The organism is Klebsiella sp. GB_Kp056, assembly GCF_040064755.1.
GTDB classification, from domain to species: Bacteria; Pseudomonadota; Gammaproteobacteria; order Enterobacterales; family Enterobacteriaceae; genus Klebsiella; species Klebsiella quasipneumoniae.
In genome coordinates this window covers 128548-146813 of record NZ_JBEAJA010000057.1, presented here as the reverse complement: position 1 = coordinate 146813, position 18266 = coordinate 128548, and the positions used below count along the sequence as shown (strand labels likewise).

Below are 18266 nucleotides of genomic sequence, written 5' to 3'. Positions count from 1 at the left end.
AGTTATTTATCAAAATGAGTCCAGGCGTGGTCCAGGCGTGAGGCCGCCCCGTCGGCGACGGGGCGGGCGTTTACATATTTTCTTTGGTAATGATATCGAAAGGCTGAGGGTGCGAAATCACTTCGCTGGGCGGCCGCGAAACGGCTTCCGTCATGGCGCGCAGGGTGGCGGCGGCAAAGTCATCCAGCCGGTGGTTGAGAATGACATCGATGGTGCCATCGATCAGCGCCAGTTCACTGTCGCTTAGCGGGCCATGGCAGACCAGGGTGACGGCCTGCTGGCGGCCGCTGTCGCGCAGCGCCCCGACAATCCCTTCAATGCCGCCGCAGGGAGCATAGATCGCCTGCAGGGCCGGGTACTGGCTGAGCAGCTGTTCCGTTACGCTTCTGGCGACATCCGCCCGTTCATGGCTGCGAACCGGCTCAAGGATCTGCTGCCCTTTACCCTGCTCGCGCAGACAGGAGCGGAAGCTGATCTCACAGCTTTCCTGACAGGTAAAACGATTATCGCCAATGATAATGGCTATTTCGCCTTCGCCACGGCATAAGCGGTCGATAAACCAGGCGGCGGTGCGCCCGGCTTTTTGGTTATCGAGGCCGATATAGCCGCTGCGCTGGGGAACCGACAGATCCGAAAGCAGGGTGAATACGCGAACGCCGCGGGCGGCGGCCCGGCCCACCGCATGGCGAATCAGCGGGTGATCCAGCGCCACCAGGCCGAGCACCTCCACCTCATCGCTGAGCCGGTGAATGGCCTGGGCCATCGCTTCCACCGCATCAATGGCAAAATGCAGGATCGCCGGCGTCTCGCCCGCCGGCAGCCACGGCGCGGCCTCTCTTGCGAGCGCCCTCGCCAGCGGCAGGTAGAAGGAGTGGGTCTCCTGCAGCAGAATAAAGCCCATCCTGACGGTAACCGGCGCTTTGCCGGCGGCCAGGCGATAGTGCGGCTGTTCGAGCGTAAACCCCAGCCGCCGGGCGGCCTCCAGCACGCGGTACGCGGTAGATTCTTTCACCGCCGCGCGCTTGTTGAGTACCCGGTCGACGGTGGCCACGCCGACGTTGGCTTCGCGCGCAATGTCGGTAAGCGTGATTTTGCTGGCGGATTTTTTCACTGTGATGACCATTGAAAATGAGCGTTATGATAGAAACTATCATGATAACGCTGAGCAGAACAACGGCCATCTGCGTGCCACGGCACAAGCCTGCCCCCCTGCAGCGTAAAGTGTGACGGGTATACACAGTCTGTGATCAAAAGCGACTACCCGTTCTGGCATTGCTGCTATGCTATTGAAATAAAATTAATAATAAAGGCAGTGTCTCCTCTGTCGGTTAAACCGTGCGCAAAGTCGCTCCGGGTAGGCGTCGCTGGGCCAGGAACCGACTATACTTGCCGCGCACGCGCGTAATGACGGTTACTCGATTATTTTTGCTATCACTTTATGCCAGCGTCAGAGCTGCACTGAATGATGTGCCGTTCCGCGCCGGGAGTGGGTCGGTTTGGGGCCTGTATGTTATTAAAAGAACTGGCTGTTTTTGATGTATTAAGCACCCCGATCTGGGTAGTCCATCCTTTTACAGAGTGTGTGGTCTATGCCAATCAGGCTTCCCGGACGCTGAGCGGCGATATGTCGCTGAATGAGATGCGCAACGGTATCTATTCCACCTGCCCGGAAACGCAGCTGCAGCATTATTTGCGCTATCTCGACGCCATGACTGAGATATTTGAAGTCTGGACGCTGCTGACCGCCAAAGGGTTGCAGTCGGTATATTGTAAAACCACCCTGGTGGAGACCGAGGACAGCGGCACCTTACTGTTATTCGAAGCGGTGAAGCTGCTCGCGCAAAATCAGTCGATTCATACCGGCTCCCGCCGCTACCAGCGGCGGAACAATGGCTTTTTTGCCCGCTTTTTTATGACCAATACCGCGCCGATGCTGTTGATCGATCCTCAGAAAGAGGGCCGGATTGTCGATGCCAATATTGCCGCGCTGCGCTTTTATCATTATTCCGATGAGGAAATGCGCACTAAACATACCTGGCAAATTAATACCCTGGGCCGGGATGTGATCCCCATTATGAATAACATTGCCAATATGCCCGGCGGGCATAAGCCGCTTAATTTTACTCATATTCTGGCTGACGGCTCGCTGCGCCATGTTCAAACCTATGCCGGGCCGGTGGTGCTGTATAATATCCGGCTGATGTTATGCATCATTCACGATATCACTGAAGAAGTGCATCTGAAAAAAGAGCTGGAATTTTCCGCCGCCCACGATCCCTTAACCGGACTGTTAAATCGCCGCGAATTTTACCGGCTCGTCGACGCGCCGTCGTTTATCGCCCATGGTTTTTGTCTGTTGTTAATCGATATCGATCATTTCAAGAGTATTAATGATATTCACGGTCATCAAAAAGGCGATGAAGTTCTGCTGGTGATCTCCCGCATTCTGGAAACCTCGGTGGACCGTGAAGATAAGATATATCGCTGGGGAGGCGAGGAGTTTCTGCTCTTTTTGCCCCATTCGCCGATCGCCCGCGCGCTGATGGTGGCGGAGGCGATCCGCCAGGCGGTCAGCGAATATCAGACGCTGTCGGTCACCGTCAGCATTGGCGTCGCCGAGCATCATGATGGCGAAGCGATTGATCAGCTGTTTTACCGCGTCGATAAAGCGCTGTATGCGGCGAAAAATGACGGGCGCAACCGGGTAACGCGCATGCCTTTTGACAGTGCGGAACTGTTGCGCAATAGCGGTGGCGCAGCTTGATTCGGGCTCTCCGTCTATACTGAGGATGAGCCAGCCTGCTGTAACGGGTGGTAATAAGATTAGCCTGTGTTTGAGGTGGCAAACAACGTATGGTGCGTCTTCTCGTTCTGCTGTCGGTAGTCTCTCTTTCTGCGCCGACGACGCTGGCGGCGGACGGGCACGCGATTAAACAACGTGCCGATGCGGTATTGACCTTGATGAGCTATACCGTGGTTCCCGACGTGACCGCCAGCGATCTCAACATCGGTTCCGGGAGCAACGATAAACACAACCTGACCATCACCCAGTTTGGCGGCGGAGCGACCCTGAGCGAGTCGTTTCCTCTTTACCTCGAAGGCACAATGGGCTACAGCCGTTACGACCCGCGATTCGTCGTCAGCAATGGCCAACAGACGCGGAATGTGCCGACCAAATGGAACAGTCTGACCACCACCGGCGGCGTCGGCTGGGATTTTTCGCTGCACCGGGACAGCCTCGGAGGTAACCTGGTGCTGCGGCCGATCGTCAATGTGATGCTCGGCACCCTGGCCAGCGATGTACGCCTTGGCCGCTGGGTCATAGAGCGAAAAACCAACGCCGATCTGCAGTTTCTTGACGGCGGACGCTTCAACGCCTGGGGGCTGGGCGGGGCGCTGATGCTGGATTATGAACGCTTCTCCGCCACCCAGGATATTGATGCCGAATTGCGTTACTCCTATATGCGTCTGCAAAGTTTCGGCAGCAGCGCCGAGGTGGTGCAGGGCGAAGCCAGCGCGGAGAATCTCGGCCTGTATCTGCGCCGCCGCGCGCCGATCGCTGACTGGACGCTGCTGGGCAACCCGTTGCGCTACGTGCTGGAGGGCGCGCATACTGAATTTATCGGCGACCAGCGAGGGGCGCTGGGTTTTACCGGTTTGACCTCCCTGGGGGTTGGTCTCGAACTGGACAGCAGTAAATACCCGGTCTTTATCACCCGCACCCGGCTGGTGGCGCGCTATATGTTCGGCAATAACACCACGGGCTATGGCCTCGGCCTGGCGATGAGTTTTTGAATGCCACTAACCCAGCCAGCGCCTTCTCCCTTTTGAAGAGGGCCAGGGCGAGGATCAATCCTGACACCACACCCGCTCGCCGTTCACCCACGTCTCGCTGATATTGCGCTCATCGCCCAGGGTCATCAGTACGAACAGCTGCTCATAAATATCATGGCAGCGGCCCATCCGCAGACGCTGCAGCGGAGTGACTGCCGGGTCAATGACCACAAAGTCGGCCTCTTTGCCCGGCTGAAAATTGCCAATCTTCTCTTCCAGCCGCAGGGCGCGCGCCCCGCCGAGAGTGGCGTGATAGAAAGCCTCGCTGGCGCGCAGGCGATAGCTCTGTAGTTGTCCTACCTTGTAGGCCTCACCCAGCGTTCGCAGCATGCTGAAGGTGGTCCCGGCCCCGACGTCGCTGCCGATGCCCATCCGCACCCGGTGCTGCCAGCAGGCGGGCAGGCGGAACAGCCCGCTGCCGAGGAACAGATTCGAGGTCGGACAGAAGGCAACGGCAGACCCGGTGTCATGCAGGCACTGCCACTCGGCATCATCAAGATGGATCCCGTGAGCAAATACGCTGCGTTCGCCAGTGAGCTGGTAATGATGATAGACATCCAGATAGCGTGCATGCTCCGGCCACAGCTGTTTAACCCAGGCGATCTCCTCCCGGTTTTCACTGAGATGCGTCTGCAGCCAGGTATCGGGAAACTCGGCCCGCAGACGCTGCACCGCCTCCAGCAACGCCGGCGTCGAGGTGGGGGCAAAGCGCGGGGTGATGGCATACCCCAGCCTGCCGCGCTGATGCCAGCGGCGGATCAGCGCCCGGGTCTGCTCGTAGCTTTCCCCGGCGGTTTCGCACAGATAGTCGGGCACATGGCGATCCATCATCACCTTTCCGGCGATCAGGCGCATATTAAGGCGCAGCGCTTCGCTGAACAACGCCTCCACCGAGGCCGGATGCAGGGTACAAAACACCAGCGCGGTGGTGGTGCCATGGCTAATCAGCTGATTGACAAAAAACTGCGCTATCTCCTGGGCATACTCCGCGTCGGCAAACTGGCTCTCCACCGGGAAGGTGTAAGTGGTAAGCCACTCCAGCAGCTGTTCGCCAAAGGCGCCGATCATCTCAGTCTGCGGATAGTGGACATGGGCATCGACGAACCCCGGCAACAGCAGCTTACCCCGCAGGTCAACATAGCCCTTCAGCGGATGCAGAAAGGCTTCACCCTCCTGCCATGGCAGCAGCGTAACAATTTTCCCGTCCTGCAAGAACAACAGGCCATCATTGAGATAGCGGGCCTGGGCGGCCACCTCATCCGGCGTCTCCGCCACGCCGGCGATATCAAAAAATGCACCGCGCACCGCGGTCTGGTAATCCATCATCGAACCTGCCTTCTCTTAACGCTCAGGGAATAGTGATAAACAGCAAGATTGGTGCCAGGTTGCAGCCTGCCGCGGCCAGTCGCCGCGGCAGAAGGGGAAGGTTACTCTTTTTGCGCCACCGCGCCGGAGCGGAAGGCGGCTTTCGCCGCCACTTCACGCTCGTCGCGAGCCAGCCAGCGGTAGGTGGTCGCGCCGAGGAAGACGCCGATAAACCAGCTGAAGTTCGCCACTTCGTGCAGGGCCGGAATAAAGCTGATAATCAGCCCCAGGCCCACCGACGGCAGCAGGGCGGCAATGGCTTTCGGGTTAAAGCCGTTGCGGTACCAGTATTTACCCTTCGGCGTATCGTCAAACAGGTCGTCCACCGACACCCGGCCGCGTTTGATCAAATAGAAGTCGGCGATCAGGATGCCAAACAGCGGGCCAATAAAGGCGCCCAGCACGTCGAGGGTATAGTGGATCAGTTCCGGTGAGTTAAACAGGTTCCACGGCGTCAGAAGTATCGACCCCACCGCGGCGATCATCCCGCCGGCGCGGAAGCTGATTTTCTGCGGCGCGCAGTTGGAAAAATCGAAGGCCGGCGAGACAAAGTTAGCCACGATATTGATGCCGATGGTGGCGGTGATCATAGTCAGCAGGCCGATGGCCACCGCCAGATCGTTGCCCACGCGGCTGACGGTTTCAATCGGGTCGGTGATCATTTTGCCGAACAGCGACTGGGTGCCGGAGACAATCACCACGGTGACCACCGAGAACAGCAGGAAGTTAAACGGCAGTCCCCAGCGGTTGCCGCGGCGGATCTCGCCCATGCTTTTGCCGTAGCGGGAAAAGTCGCCGAAGTTAAGCAGCGGCCCGGAGAAGTAGGAGACGACCAGGGCCGTGGCGGTGATCATCTGCCAGGTCTGCTCTCCGGCGCTCAGGGATTTGCTGGCGAGGGTAAAGGAGATCCCGTCGAGACCGGTCTTGTATACAATCCAGCCCGCCAGGGCCAGCATTACCACATAGACCGCCGGACCGGCGATGTCGATAAAACGCTTGATGGCGTTCATGCCGTGCCAGAAAACCATCGCCTGCAGCAGCCACATGGTGGCGAAGCACAGCCAGCCGAGCGTCGACAGCCCGAGGAAACTGCTGCCGGTCAGCGAGGCAAGGGAGGGCCAGAACTTGAGCAGGACCAGCATCAGGGCGTTTGCCGCCAGATAGGTCTGAATACCGTACCAGGCGAAGGCGATCAGCCCGCGGATCACCGCCGGGATATTGGCGCCGAAGACACCGAACGCCTGGCGACAGATCACCGCGTAAGGCACCCCGGCCATCTGGCTGGGCTTCGCCACCAGGTTAGCGCACAGCTGCACAATACAGATGCCCACCAGCAGGCAGAGCAGAACCTGCCAGCTGGCCAGCCCAAGCGTAAAGAAGCTTGCCGCCACCACGTAGCCGCCCATGCTGTGCACGTCCGACATCCAGAATGAAAAGATATTGTACCAGCTCCAGTTCTGGTCGCGGGTGGGCGCCAGATCGTCATTACATAGCCGCGGACTGTAGCCGGCGGCCGCCTCGTGAGTCTTCGTCTGCTGCGTGTGGGATGAATGTGGCATGAAACCTGCTCCTCTGAATGAAAACCCTTTGATATGGATTGCTGAGGCTATTGCAGGATCCAGGCCAGAATGATGAATCTTGTATACAAAAAATAAATTTTATGTATACGATCTGCTATCGATAAGTGAAACCGGAGTGGGTTAATGAATAATGAACATCGTCTCCAGGCCGCGCCAGCGCTGCAGGATAAGGACGAAAGCATTTACCAGGCGCTGATGACGGCTATCGTCGAACATCAGCTGCCGCCGGGCAGTAAACTGCCGGAAGAGGCGCTGGCGGAAGTGTTCGCCGTGAGCCGCACCGGCATCAGAAAGGTGCTGCAACGACTCGCCGCTGTGCAACTGGTCACGTTAACGCCCAAACGTGGTGCACACGTCACCAGCCCGAGCGTGGAAGAATCCCAGGCGATCTTTCGTACCCGGGCGCTGCTTGAGGTCGCTAATCTGCCCGATGTGATCGCGCGCTGTCAGCCGCCGCATCTGGCGGCGCTGGAGAACATTATCCAGCGTGAACAGCAGGCCCATGAGGCGCACGACGGCCCGGCGGCGATCCGCCACTCCGCTGACTTTCATATTCAGCTGCAGGCTATCTCCGGCAACCCGGTGCTCACCGAGATGGTGACCCGCCTCAGCCAGCGCTCCTCGTTAGTGATTGCCGCCTGGGGCGCACCCTGGCGCCAAGGCTGCCGTTGCGACGATCACCAGCTGCTGGTCGGTTTGCTGCGGGATAAAGCCCTGCAGCCGCTTAGCGAGGCGCTGATGCACCATTTTGATCATATTGTCGCCAGCCTGTGCTTCGAGCGCGATGGCGTCAGTCTGCCCGATTTTTCCCGGCTGTTCGCCGGCCACAAGGAGTCGTGATGTCTTCCGTTTGTATACAAGTGATCAACCCCAACACCAGCCTGGCGATGACCGAAACGATAGGCGCCGCCGCGCGTGCGGTCGCCGCGCCGGGCACCGAGATCCTTGCGGTCTGTCCCCGCGCCGGCGTGCCGTCAATAGAGGGCCACTTTGACGAAGCCATCGCGGCGGTCGGCGTGCTGGAGCAGATCAGGGCCGGACGCGAGCAGGGAGTGGATGGGCATGTGATCGCCTGCTTCGGCGACCCGGGGCTGCTGGCGGCGCGCGAGCTGGCTCAGGGGCCGGTGATCGGCATTGCGGAAGCGGCGATGCACATGGCGACGATGGTCGCCACCCGGTTCTCCATTGTGACCACGCTGCCGCGCACGCTGATCATCGCCCGCCATTTGCTGCACCAGTACGGCTTTCATCAACACTGCGCGGCGCTGCACGCCATTGATTTACCGGTGCTGGCGCTGGAAGACGGCAGCGGCCTGGCGCAGGAGAAAGTGCGTGAGCGCTGCATCCGCGCGCTGAACGAGGATGGCAGCGGGGCGATTGTCCTTGGCTGCGGCGGGATGGCGACGCTGGCGCAGGAGCTGACCCGCGAGCTGCGGGTGCCGGTGATCGACGGCGTCAGCGCGGCGGTGAAGATGGTCGAGTCGCTGGTCGCGCTGGGGCTGGCGACCAGCAAGCACGGGGACTTAGCGTTCCCGGAGAAAAAAGCGTTAAGCGGACAGTTTCAGTCGTTAAATCCATTTTAAAAGGGGCAGGTGATGGTTGAGAACCAGGAAAACTATCCTCGCGATCTGCGAGGTTATGCAGGGCAGCCGCCGCACGCGCGCTGGCCGGGCGGGGCGCGGATCGCGGTGCAGTTCGTCCTTAACTATGAGGAAGGCGCTGAGAACCACGTCCTGCATGGCGATGCGGGTTCGGAACAGTTCCTGTCCGATATTATCGGCGCCGCCAGCTACCCGGCGCGCCATATGTCGATGGACTCTCTCTATGAATACGGCAGTCGGGCCGGGTTCTGGCGCATCCATCGCGAGTTTAGCCAGCGCGGGCTGCCGCTGACGGTCTTCGGCGTGGCGATGGCGCTGGCGCGGCATCCGGAGATTGTGGCGGCAATCAAGGCCGCGGATTACGATGTGGTCAGCCACGGCTGGCGCTGGATCCACTATCAGCACATGGATATCGCCGAGGAGCGCGAGCATCTGCACAAAGCGGTGCAGGTGCTGACCGATCTGTTCGGCAAGCCGCCCACCGGCTGGTATACCGGCCGCGATAGCCCCAACACCCGCCAGCTGGTGGTGGAGCACGGCGGCTTTGACTACGACAGCGATTATTACGGCGATGATTTACCTTTCTGGAGCGAAGTGGCCTGCAGCGACGGCAGCCGCCGACCGCACCTGATCGTGCCTTACACCCTCGACGCCAACGACATGCGCTTTGCCACCGCCCAGGGGTTCAACACCGCGGAGCAGTTTTATACCTACCTGAAAGACAGCTTTGACGTGCTGTACGCCGAGGGGGAAACCGCGCCGAAGATGATGTCCGTGGGGATGCACTGCCGGCTGCTGGGGCGTCCGGGCCGTTTCCGCGCGCTGCAGCGTTTCCTTGACTATATCCAGCAGCACGACAAGGTATGGGTCTGCACCCGGCAGCAGATCGCCGACCACTGGCGCGAGGTCCATCCGTATCGCGGGTAGCTTGCTGCCACTCATCAGGCCCTCTCCCCAGGGAGAGGGCATCGCCCGAACGCGGCTCTCGCACCGATAAAACCTGAAAGACGACGTGATGAATCTGCGTCCTCTTTCACCACCCTGTTCCGCCGCGTGACCGGGCAGCCGCCATCGTTTTATCACCCAGCTTGATGCTCCGGGGAAGAGGGCTCCCTGCAGCATGGGTCGGAAATGAATGTCACTTTTATGGCGTTGCTATGCGTTAACGCAGTCATAAGACAGACAATCCTGGAATGCCTGGCTTGCGTCTTCAGGTACCCCTACATTTAGTGGTGGCTGCCTCCAGGCGGTTTCTCTATTCTGTCTGTAACCGTGAGAAGACCGGAGTCTCTCTTTGTGAACCATCTTATCGTTGAAAAAGTCATCATCATCTTTCTTCTCATCCTGTGGGGATTCGATACATTCAGAACCAGGAAAAGAAAACGTTATGATCCCGCGATTGAAGCCGCTGATGCCAGCGAACGCCATCAATGGCGCTATCTGAGATGGGGGTTTCGGATCATACAGGCGGTAGCGGGAGTGTATATCGTCGTGCAGCTGATTCAGGTTTTACTGAGATAGCGGCCGCCGGCAGGGGCGGCTGAACATAACTCTTCTCAGCGACACGTGTTCCTGTTTTTCGCCGAGAGCTAAGAACTTGCCTGCATATAAACGGGGTGTTTTTAGTTTGTAAGATTTCCAACAACAGCATACGTGACCTTTCAATGATGCAAGTGATACTGGTTCGACACGCAGAAACAGAATGGAATGTAAAAGGTAGTATTCAGGGACACAATGATAGCGCATTGACGCTTCGGGGGGAGCGTCAAACATCAGCCTTACTGGCGGCGTTTGCAGCGAGTAATTACCGGGTAGAATGTGTTTACGCTTCTCCGCTTGGCCGGGCCTGGCAAATGGGACAGCGCCTGGCGGAGAGTTTTTATTGTTCACTGATAGCTGAACCAGCTCTGAAAGAACAGGCTTTTGGTCAGTTTGAGGGCATGACAAGCGTAGAGCTCCTGCAGAATAATCCAGACGCCGCAGAAGCGTTATTCAACCTTGATGCAGAGTATTGTCCGCCAGGGGGGGAGTCTCTCTCACATGCTTCGCAGCGAATTATGCATTTTTTATCCAATCTGGAAAAAAAACATCATCATCGAACAATATGTCTTGTCTCTCACGGGCAGGTCATTCAGGGCGTGCTTGCGATGCTAACAAGCGGAGCTGTGGATGATTTTCACAGGTATGCGCAACCCAACGCGAGTTACTCCGTTTTCGAGTTGGTTAATGGAAGGTGTACCGCCCTTAGATGGGGGATCGCGACACATTTACGTCACCTGGATTGAACAGTCTGACTTACCCCAAATTAATATACTTCACTTCACGTATATCCCAGCTTTGATACAAATAAATGCCCCACGAAGCGGCAGGCTGAGTAACCAGGAACCCCTTAGAATACAGGATGATTTGTATCGGCACTTATTACACCATGCGTTCCGATTAACGCCGCATAGCCAGTTGAACTTTGCTACTCTGTGAAAGGTAGTGCCGTCTATCCAGTGCGGATTTAATTAATGGAATAAATGATTATGAGTGATAATGATACAACCCCGAAGAAGTCTACAAGCCAGATTAACAAAGCGGTATTCTTTACATCTGCTTTGCTAATTTTCCTTCTTGTCGCCTTTGCCGCCGTATTCCCGGATGTCGCCGACAAAAATTTTAAACTACTACAGCAACAAATCTTCACGAATGCCAGCTGGTTCTACATCCTTGCTGTGGCCCTGATTTTACTAAGTGTCACCTTCCTTGGACTCTCACGCTACGGTGATATCAAGCTGGGCCCGGACCATGCGCAGCCTGATTTCAGCTACCACTCCTGGTTTGCGATGCTTTTTTCGGCAGGGATGGGGATCGGCCTGATGTTCTTTGGCGTTGCCGAACCTGTAATGCATTATCTTTCGCCTCCCGTTGGCACGCCAGAAACCGTTGCGGCAGCCAAGGAAGCAATGCGTCTGACCTTCTTCCACTGGGGACTGCACGCATGGGCAATTTATGCCATTGTGGCGCTGATTCTGGCGTTCTTCAGTTACCGTCACGGTCTGCCTTTAACTCTGCGCTCCGCACTCTATCCCATTATTGGCGATCGCATATACGGGCCTGTAGGCCATGCGGTTGATATTTTCGCTGTTATAGGCACGGTCTTTGGCGTCGCGACATCGCTGGGTTACGGTGTTTTGCAGGTGAATGCCGGTTTGAACCATCTTTTCGGGGTGCCCATCAATGAAACGGTGCAGGTCATTCTGATCGTGCTCATCACGGGGTTAGCGACGATTTCAGTGGTGTCCGGCCTGGATAAGGGAATACGTATCCTGTCTGAGCTCAATCTGGGTCTGGCGTTGTTGCTCCTGGCGCTGGTTCTGTGTCTGGGACCAACCGTGCTTCTGCTGAAGTCATTTGTGGAAAATACGGGCGGTTATCTTTCGGAACTGGTGAGTAAAACGTTCAACCTTTACGCGTATGAGCCTAAGTCGAGCAACTGGCTGGGGGGCTGGACATTACTGTACTGGGGATGGTGGCTTTCATGGTCGCCGTTTGTGGGGATGTTCATCGCCCGGGTCTCCCGCGGGCGAACCATTCGCGAGTTTGTCACCGGCGTGCTGTTTGTTCCCGCGGGTTTTACGCTAATGTGGATGACGGTGTTTGGTAACAGCGCGATCTATCTCATTATGAACCAGGGGGCCACAGACCTCGCCAATACTGTTCAGCAGGATGTGGCGCTGGCCCTGTTTAATTTCCTCGAGCATTTCCCGTTCTCTTCCGTGCTGTCATTCATCGCAATGGCGATGGTCATCGTCTTCTTTGTCACGTCTGCTGATTCGGGGGCAATGGTTGTTGATTCTCTGGCATCAGGTGGAGTGGCAAACACACCCGTCTGGCAGCGAATATTTTGGGCATCGCTCATGGGCATTGTCGCAATTGCGCTTCTCCTTGCCGGAGGGCTAAGTGCGCTGCAAACAGTGACAATAGCGAGTGCATTGCCTTTCTCAGTGATCTTACTGATATCCATATACGGACTTTTAAAAGCTTTGCGCCGGGATTTGACCAAGCGTGAAAGCCTGAGTATGGCGACAATTGCTCCTACGGCTGCACGTAACCCAATTCCCTGGCAGAGAAGGTTACGCAATATCGCGTATCTGCCGAAGCGATCTCTTGTGAAACGTTTTATGGACGACGTCATCCAGCCCGCCATGACGCTGGTTCAGGAAGAGCTGAACAAGCAGGGGACGATAAGCCACATCAGTGACACAGTCGAGGATCGTATTCGTCTTGAAGTCGATTTGGGTAACGAGCTGAATTTTATATATGAAGTGAGGCTTCGCGGGTATAGCTCACCGACCTTCGCGCTCGCCGCGATGGATAATAATGAGCAGCAGACTGAACAACATAGATATTATCGCGCTGAGGTTTATCTCAAAGAAGGCGGTCAAAATTATGATGTGATGGGCTGGAACCAGGAACAGCTGATTAATGACATACTGGACCAGTACGAAAAACATCTGCACTTCCTGCACCTGGTTCGTTAATAGCAACATGCCGTCCTGGGGGCGGCAATTATTTATCCCGGCCGCAATATGAGGAATGCAGAATGATTTCACGCTGGAAATGGATTCTGAAGCAGACATTTAAAAAGCTATGGTTCAGGGCAACGTTATTCGCCATTGTCGCGATAATAACGGCCCTTTTATCAATTCTTTTTAAATCAATGATACCTGAGTCGGTTTCCGTGAAGGTTGGTGCGGAAGCAGTCGATAACATTCTGAACATACTGGCATCGAGTATGCTGGCAGTGACCACTTTTTCGTTGAGTATCATGGTCACAGCCTACGGTTCAGCCACTACTAATGTGACTCCCAGAGCTACGCGTTTAGTTGTTGAAGACGTAACCACACAAAATGTACTGGCCACCTTCATCGGTTCTTTTCTCTTCAGTCTGGTAGGGATTATTGCCCTCAATATGGGAGCTTATGGAGAAAGGGGGAGAGTCATTTTATTCATTGTCACACTGGTTGTCATTGCCTTAATCCTCATCACATTACTTCGCTGGATACAGCATTTGACCTCGCTGGGGAGGGTAGGTGAGACAACGGCAAAAGTAGAACAGGCGGCCATCGAATCATTTATTGCGAGAGCAAGAAATCCCTTTCTCGGCGGATATCCATGGCTTGAGAACAATGAACAGCCGAAAGGAACGGTTGCAGTTTATCCGAAGAAGATTGGCTATGTTGAATATATTGATATGGTGCAACTTAGCAAGCTGCTGACCAATGATCCCCGTCATGTATACCTCGTGGCGCAGCCAGGCAGTTTCATACATCCATCCATGCCCGTTTTGTACCTAAGTCAAGGCCAGGAGTCATCAATCAGCGCCGATTTACTTGAGGCGATTATTGTGTCGGATGTACGTTCATTTGCTCAGGATCCCCGATTTTGTCTTAGCGTCATGGCCGAAATAGCCTGCCGGGCCCTTTCCCCCGCAGTGAACGATCCTGGAACCGCCATTGATGTCATTGGCAGAGGTGTTCGTATACTTTCCACTTACGCGCAGAATAAATCTGATGAAATAGAAGTGAAATATCCTTCAGTTCATGTTGCACCACTTCAGAATAACGATCTACTGGAAGACTTTTTCTCACCTGTCGCGCGCGATGGTGCCAGTATGAGAGAGATTCAGATAAGAGTCCTTAAAGGACTGTCTATGCTGAGTAAGGGTTGGCCTGGGATATTTTCTGAGGCCGCGCATAATTTAGCTTTTGAAACATTAGAACATGCAACACGTGCTGACCATATAGATTCTGACAGATGTCTAATAAAATCAATTTATTATAATTTATTTGGTGGCGAAGATTCTAATAAAAAAACATAGTTGCGGAGCAAGCGATTCGGTTGTTGGCAAGTAAAGGGCAAAGCATTCGCGTGAGAATGGGCGTCTGCTTTGTGCCAGGGGCGGACTTTTACAAAATCTCGCTAAGCTCAAACTCCTCAAAGACAAGTTCCATTTCCTCAGAATAAGTGCCTTCAGGCTCAAAATAACGTTTGTGTCCTTCCTTCCAGTACTCCAGACTTAAATCACCTTGACCTTCTTTGCTGGCGAGTTCGCTTGTCATTTCACAAAAGCGAATGACCTGCAACCTGACAGTCTGAATCACGCACATTGGCTGTCCTGTTCCGTCGAGAATGATATTGTCACTTCCAGCGCAGGGAGCTTCGCCTCGTTCATATTCACGCTGAAAAGAAATTTTCGAACAGCAGGTTGCTGTTTTAATCCCACTTAGAACCAGTTGTTTGCGCAGAGTGAACATCAAGGGTTCACAATTCGGTTAAGTACCAATCGCTCAAAGTAGATAATTGAAGGATGAAGTGCTTTATTAACCGGCTGTACGATTAATTACAGCCGGCCAAAGAACCGTCGGGAATCAGACAGCCAATGATATGTCCTCTACTAACGGTGGTTAAATTTTCCTTCTTACTCCGGCAACATGACACCTGAAAGCTCAGCACAGATATGAAGCAGCCGATCCTGCAGTGCAACATCATTGGCCTGTGGATTCGCGGTCATGCGCTTGAGGTGGTAGAAATATTTACCTGTTACCTTTGCCTGCGGATCATCACTGGCGGCAAGCCAGGCCTGAGTCAGATGCGCCTGGTCCATATCATCGGGCGCACCCGGGCCGCCCATTCTGGTGGGCACCCAGCCGGGCTCCAGAGCGTTGACGTGCACGTCCCGCCAGCGACGCGCCACGGCAAACGCCAGCATCGCGTCATGCAATTTACTCTCAGCGTAGGCGTCGGCGCCATTCCAGGGCCGCTTGCGCCAGAGAATATCGTCCAGACAGGCTCCGACATGATGATGCATACCAGAACTCAGATAGACGAGGTGCTGCGGACGCGCGATCAATGCGGTTAGTATGTAAGCGGAAAGCGTATTAATTGCGAACACATGCGGCAGCCCGTCCCGGGTGACACGACTGGCTTCACGATAGCCCACTGCGGCGTTATGGATCACCGCATCGAAATGCCCGAGATCGTTAACGCGTGATGCGGTTTCCTTCGCCCCCGCAATCGTTTCGAGGTCGCCGACGACGACCGCTTCGGCCTGCGGTAAAGCGCGCCGGGCATCTTCTGCACGGCTGCTATTACGCGCGTGCAGCACAACGTCATGCCCCTGCTGAACCAGCAGTTCAGCCGTCATCAGACCCAGGCCGGTGGACGAGCCGGAAATAAAAATACGAGACATAGAACTTCTCCAGAGTAGTGCGCCGCCAGACACGACTGACGGCACTGCGTGATATTCAGAATTGGGCGCGGCGGGAGACACTCGCGAGCAGCGCACCCAGCAGTGCACACAGCGTGCCAGAGAGATAAACGGCGGCATAACTGTAATGGCCAGCGATAAACCCCGCAGCCGGGCCAGAGAGGCCATAGGCGATATCAAGAAAAGCGACGAAGGCGCCCATCGCACTACCACGATTGGCCGGTGGCACCCGCCGGAGTGCTTCGACACCCAGCGCCGGGAAAACCAGCGCACAGCCCAGTCCGGTCACCAGCGCACCGGCAAGCGCCGTCCATTCATTTGTGCCCAGCCACAACATGGCCTGGCCGATGGCTTCAACCGTCAGCGACCAGATTGCCACGCGATAGCCTCCCATCCGATCGGGCAGATGGCCGAAGACAAGGCGAACGAAAATAAACCCGAGTCCAAAGGCTGTCATGACCAGACCGGCGTTCTGCCAGTGGTGTGCCGCAAAGTACAGCGAGGCAAAAGCGGTGAGTCCGGATAAGCCGACACCCTGCAGCATCAGCCCCAGCCCTTCGCGCCAGATACGTCCGATCACCTGATAAAATGGCAATCGTGTGCCTCCCGGCGACAAATAAGCAGAAGAGCCCAGCGCGATCAGCGCAGCCAGGACCGGTGCAGCAATGCAGGCCATCATGGCTACCGCGAGGCTGTAATGCTGATACAGCGCCATGCCAACCGGCGCGCCAATTGACAGGGCTGCGAACATGGCAACGCCGGTCCATGACATCGACATTCCGGCCCGCTGTGGGCCAACCGAAGCAATCGACCAGGAGACACACCCCGTGACGAACTGGCTTTCGCCAAAGCCAGCCATCAGACGACCGGCAATGACGATGCCGAGGCTGGCGGTGGGCGATAGATCTGACGCGGAAGCGGTCAGATACAACCCACCCGCCAGCGCCGAAAGCAGTGCCCCCTGCAGTGCAGAACGCTTGCCGCCCAGCTGGTCGGTTACCCGTCCGGCATAGCCACGGGTGAGCACGGTGGCCAGAAACTGAATGCCGATCACCAGTCCCACGACGAGGTTACTGAAACCGAGGTGACCATGTATGAATAACGGAATCACCGGCAATGGCAGGCCAACCGCCAGATAGCCAAAGAACAGTGCGGCGATAACGCCCGAAGCCGGGCGGGGAAGCAGCGCGGGCGGGTTGTTTTCCTGCATGCTTCGCTTTATAGCGAGATCTGGCATGGAAATCTCCTGTGCGAGAAAGGCGTATAAGTGTGATACGGCCCGCTGCGACGGGCCGCTCTGTCATCAGGCTGCGGTGAAGCGATCGACATGCCAGCCGCTGGCTTTGAGCAGGAAATCAAGAGACGCTGTGGTATCCGCCTCCAGTGCGGCCAGATCCACGTCAATCAGCTGGCCCGCGCGCTTACGTAACTGTCCCGCCACCATTACCGTGTCCACATCCGCGCGTTCAATCGCCTGCACCACCGTTCCGGTTACATTCGTGACCGGGAAGACGGCGACGCCGCTGGTGCGTACCATGATGATGTCAGCCTGCTTACCTGGCGTAAGGGTGCCAATCTGATCCTCCAGTCCGGCCGCGCGGGCGCCATTGACGGTTGCCGCCTTCAGTACCGCTGCGACCGTAATAGGTGCTGGTACACTCTCTTCGCCACGGAAGCGCCGGTAGCGCATCGCTGAGCGCTGTTGTCCAAACAGCGCATGCATTTCTCCGAACATATCGCTGCCAAACGCGGTATCCAGATCAATGCCCAGCGCTGGCGTCAGACCATAATTAACGGCCTTCTGATAGGCGAAGCTCTCATCGTCGAAGCCAAACAGCGCATCTGAACGCGGATTAACGGTGACGTTAACACCTGCTTCGGCCAGTAGCTGCCATGTCTCATGCGGAACCCGAGAACAGTGGTTAAATATATTGTGCGTACCCAGCACACCCGGTTTGGCAAATTCCGGGCCGAGCTTCGCCAGATCGCCGATGAATTCCGTCAGAATCCGCATGTCGAGATCACGCGCGACCTGCCACCAGTCCAGATTAAGTTGCCCGAACAGGCCCACGCGTACCCGGCTTTCCGGGGTATTCCAGCGCTGCGCCAGCCGCGGCAGATCGCCCGGCAGATGCGCGGCTGAGGCTTGCTTGTCCATCGCCGCACCCACCATGTGTAATGCGCGAATACCGCTCTCCTGCAGGGCATCCAGCGCGGCATCAGTGTGGGCCGGGCTGCGCGCGTTGTGGCAGGCATCAATAACGGTAGTGATACCGGCGTCCAGACAGGCGGCCGCGGTCAGTCTGGTACTCAGAAACATGTCCAGCGGCCGATAGTGGGCACCCAGTTTTTCAGCGACAACATCAATGTAAGCAAACAGATCGTCCACATCTGGCATCATGCGACGCATGACACCCAGCCACATGTGATGATGAGCATCAATCAGTCCTGGCATAACAATATGATGAGTGGCATCAATCACCTCAGCGTCATCCGCCTGCAGAGCCGGACCAACAGCCGCGATCCGATCGTCCTCGACAAGGACATCGCCGACGTCAAGATTAGGAACATCGGCATCCAGCGTAAGGATAATGCCGCCTTTGAAAAGAGTGCGCTTTGTTGTCATGTCGT

The 18266-nt window shown here is 56.3% G+C and carries 15 protein-coding genes and 2 pseudogenes; 10 read left to right on the top strand and 7 right to left on the bottom strand.

Going from position 1 to position 18266, the window contains the following annotated elements; translation table 11 throughout:
* Positions 1-70 precede the first annotated feature (70 nt).
* Entirely contained in the window at positions 71-1111 is a 1041-nt protein-coding gene (locus tag ABLV52_RS19325) for a LacI family DNA-binding transcriptional regulator (RefSeq protein ID WP_101976439.1), read from the bottom strand.
* A gap of 396 nt (positions 1112-1507) precedes the next feature.
* On the opposite strand from ABLV52_RS19325, the gene ABLV52_RS19320 reads away from it, so the two are divergent.
* Together ABLV52_RS19320 and ABLV52_RS19315 are read left to right on the top strand one after the other, a co-directional pair.
* A complete protein-coding gene (locus tag ABLV52_RS19320) occupies positions 1508-2764 on the top strand; it encodes a sensor domain-containing diguanylate cyclase (RefSeq protein ID WP_348890820.1) in 1257 nt (418 codons plus the stop codon).
* A gap of 89 nt (positions 2765-2853) precedes the next feature.
* Positions 2854-3795, top strand: a complete 942-nt coding sequence (locus tag ABLV52_RS19315; protein WP_023289776.1) for a hypothetical protein — start codon at positions 2854-2856, stop codon at positions 3793-3795.
* A gap of 54 nt (positions 3796-3849) precedes the next feature.
* Here ABLV52_RS19315 and guaD read toward each other — a convergent pair whose 3' ends face one another.
* Both guaD and ABLV52_RS19305 read right to left on the bottom strand, forming a co-directional pair.
* Entirely contained in the window at positions 3850-5160 is a 1311-nt protein-coding gene (gene guaD, locus ABLV52_RS19310) for a guanine deaminase (RefSeq protein WP_023289775.1), read from the bottom strand.
* A gap of 101 nt (positions 5161-5261) precedes the next feature.
* Positions 5262-6758, bottom strand: a complete 1497-nt coding sequence (locus tag ABLV52_RS19305) for an NCS1 family nucleobase:cation symporter-1 (RefSeq protein ID WP_023289774.1) — start codon at positions 6756-6758, stop codon at positions 5262-5264.
* 144 nt (positions 6759-6902) lie between these two features.
* Here ABLV52_RS19305 and ABLV52_RS19300 point away from each other — a divergent pair, with 144 nt between their 5' ends.
* From ABLV52_RS19300 to ABLV52_RS19265, 8 genes and pseudogenes are all read left to right on the top strand, one after another.
* Positions 6903-7619, top strand: a complete 717-nt coding sequence (locus tag ABLV52_RS19300; RefSeq protein WP_348890818.1) for a GntR family transcriptional regulator — start codon at positions 6903-6905, stop codon at positions 7617-7619.
* Positions 7619-8484: pseudogene (gene hpxA / locus ABLV52_RS19295) on the top strand (allantoin racemase). Before ABLV52_RS19300 ends, hpxA begins: the two are co-directional and overlap by 1 nt.
* A complete protein-coding gene (puuE, locus tag ABLV52_RS19290) occupies positions 8408-9307 on the top strand; it encodes an allantoinase PuuE (protein WP_223171644.1) in 900 nt (299 codons plus the stop codon). Before hpxA ends, puuE begins: the two are co-directional and overlap by 77 nt.
* A gap of 90 nt (positions 9308-9397) precedes the next feature.
* Positions 9398-9472 (top strand): annotated as a pseudogene (locus tag ABLV52_RS19285) (hypothetical protein); the annotation flags it as partial.
* 204 nt (positions 9473-9676) lie between these two features.
* The gene (locus tag ABLV52_RS19280; RefSeq protein ID WP_102006076.1) at positions 9677-9901 is read left to right on the top strand and encodes a hypothetical protein; all 225 of its coding nucleotides are present in this window, start codon (positions 9677-9679) and stop codon (positions 9899-9901) included.
* 143 nt (positions 9902-10044) lie between these two features.
* Positions 10045-10665: a histidine phosphatase family protein gene (locus ABLV52_RS19275; RefSeq protein WP_085551109.1), complete on the top strand. Its 621-nt coding sequence runs from the start codon at positions 10045-10047 to the stop codon at positions 10663-10665.
* Between the two features lie 243 nt (positions 10666-10908).
* Entirely contained in the window at positions 10909-12906 is a 1998-nt protein-coding gene (gene betT / locus ABLV52_RS19270) for a choline BCCT transporter BetT (protein WP_142793133.1), read from the top strand.
* Positions 12907-12968: 62 nt separating this feature from the next.
* Positions 12969-14246, top strand: coding sequence for a DUF2254 domain-containing protein (locus ABLV52_RS19265; protein ID WP_348890815.1), 1278 nt, complete (start codon positions 12969-12971; stop codon positions 14244-14246).
* An 88-nt stretch (positions 14247-14334) separates the two neighbouring features.
* Here the strand turns inward: ABLV52_RS19265 and ABLV52_RS19260 are convergent, their stop codons facing one another.
* The 4 genes from ABLV52_RS19260 to ABLV52_RS19245 all read right to left on the bottom strand — a co-directional run bounded on the left by ABLV52_RS19260 (position 14335) and on the right by ABLV52_RS19245 (position 18261).
* Positions 14335-14682 (bottom strand): ASCH domain-containing protein, encoded by a 348-nt coding sequence (locus ABLV52_RS19260; protein WP_348890832.1) that lies wholly within the window; start codon positions 14680-14682, stop codon positions 14335-14337.
* A 164-nt stretch (positions 14683-14846) separates the two neighbouring features.
* Positions 14847-15617, bottom strand: a complete 771-nt coding sequence (locus ABLV52_RS19255; protein ID WP_335892328.1) for an SDR family NAD(P)-dependent oxidoreductase — start codon at positions 15615-15617, stop codon at positions 14847-14849.
* Positions 15618-15672: 55 nt separating this feature from the next.
* Positions 15673-16872: an arabinose transporter gene (locus tag ABLV52_RS19250; protein ID WP_348890813.1), complete on the bottom strand. Its 1200-nt coding sequence runs from the start codon at positions 16870-16872 to the stop codon at positions 15673-15675.
* Between the two features lie 66 nt (positions 16873-16938).
* Positions 16939-18261 (bottom strand): amidohydrolase family protein, encoded by a 1323-nt coding sequence (locus ABLV52_RS19245; RefSeq protein ID WP_348890811.1) that lies wholly within the window; start codon positions 18259-18261, stop codon positions 16939-16941.
* Positions 18262-18266 lie beyond the last annotated feature (5 nt).

Coding starts and splice junctions, on each gene's coding strand:
- ABLV52_RS19250 (WP_348890813.1), bottom strand. CDS start 16,872: ATGCCAGATCTCGCTATAAAGCGAAGCATGCAGGAAAACAACCCGCCC.
- ABLV52_RS19320 (WP_348890820.1), top strand. CDS start 1,508: ATGTTATTAAAAGAACTGGCTGTTTTTGATGTATTAAGCACCCCGATC.
- ABLV52_RS19315 (WP_023289776.1), top strand. CDS start 2,854: ATGGTGCGTCTTCTCGTTCTGCTGTCGGTAGTCTCTCTTTCTGCGCCG.
- betT (WP_142793133.1), top strand. CDS start 10,909: ATGAGTGATAATGATACAACCCCGAAGAAGTCTACAAGCCAGATTAAC.
- ABLV52_RS19265 (WP_348890815.1), top strand. CDS start 12,969: ATGATTTCACGCTGGAAATGGATTCTGAAGCAGACATTTAAAAAGCTA.
- ABLV52_RS19245 (WP_348890811.1), bottom strand. CDS start 18,261: ATGACAACAAAGCGCACTCTTTTCAAAGGCGGCATTATCCTTACGCTG.
- ABLV52_RS19275 (WP_085551109.1), top strand. CDS start 10,045: ATGATGCAAGTGATACTGGTTCGACACGCAGAAACAGAATGGAATGTA.
- ABLV52_RS19300 (WP_348890818.1), top strand. CDS start 6,903: ATGAATAATGAACATCGTCTCCAGGCCGCGCCAGCGCTGCAGGATAAG.
- guaD (WP_023289775.1), bottom strand. CDS start 5,160: ATGATGGATTACCAGACCGCGGTGCGCGGTGCATTTTTTGATATCGCC.
- ABLV52_RS19260 (WP_348890832.1), bottom strand. CDS start 14,682: ATGTTCACTCTGCGCAAACAACTGGTTCTAAGTGGGATTAAAACAGCA.
- ABLV52_RS19305 (WP_023289774.1), bottom strand. CDS start 6,758: ATGCCACATTCATCCCACACGCAGCAGACGAAGACTCACGAGGCGGCC.
- ABLV52_RS19255 (WP_335892328.1), bottom strand. CDS start 15,617: ATGTCTCGTATTTTTATTTCCGGCTCGTCCACCGGCCTGGGTCTGATG.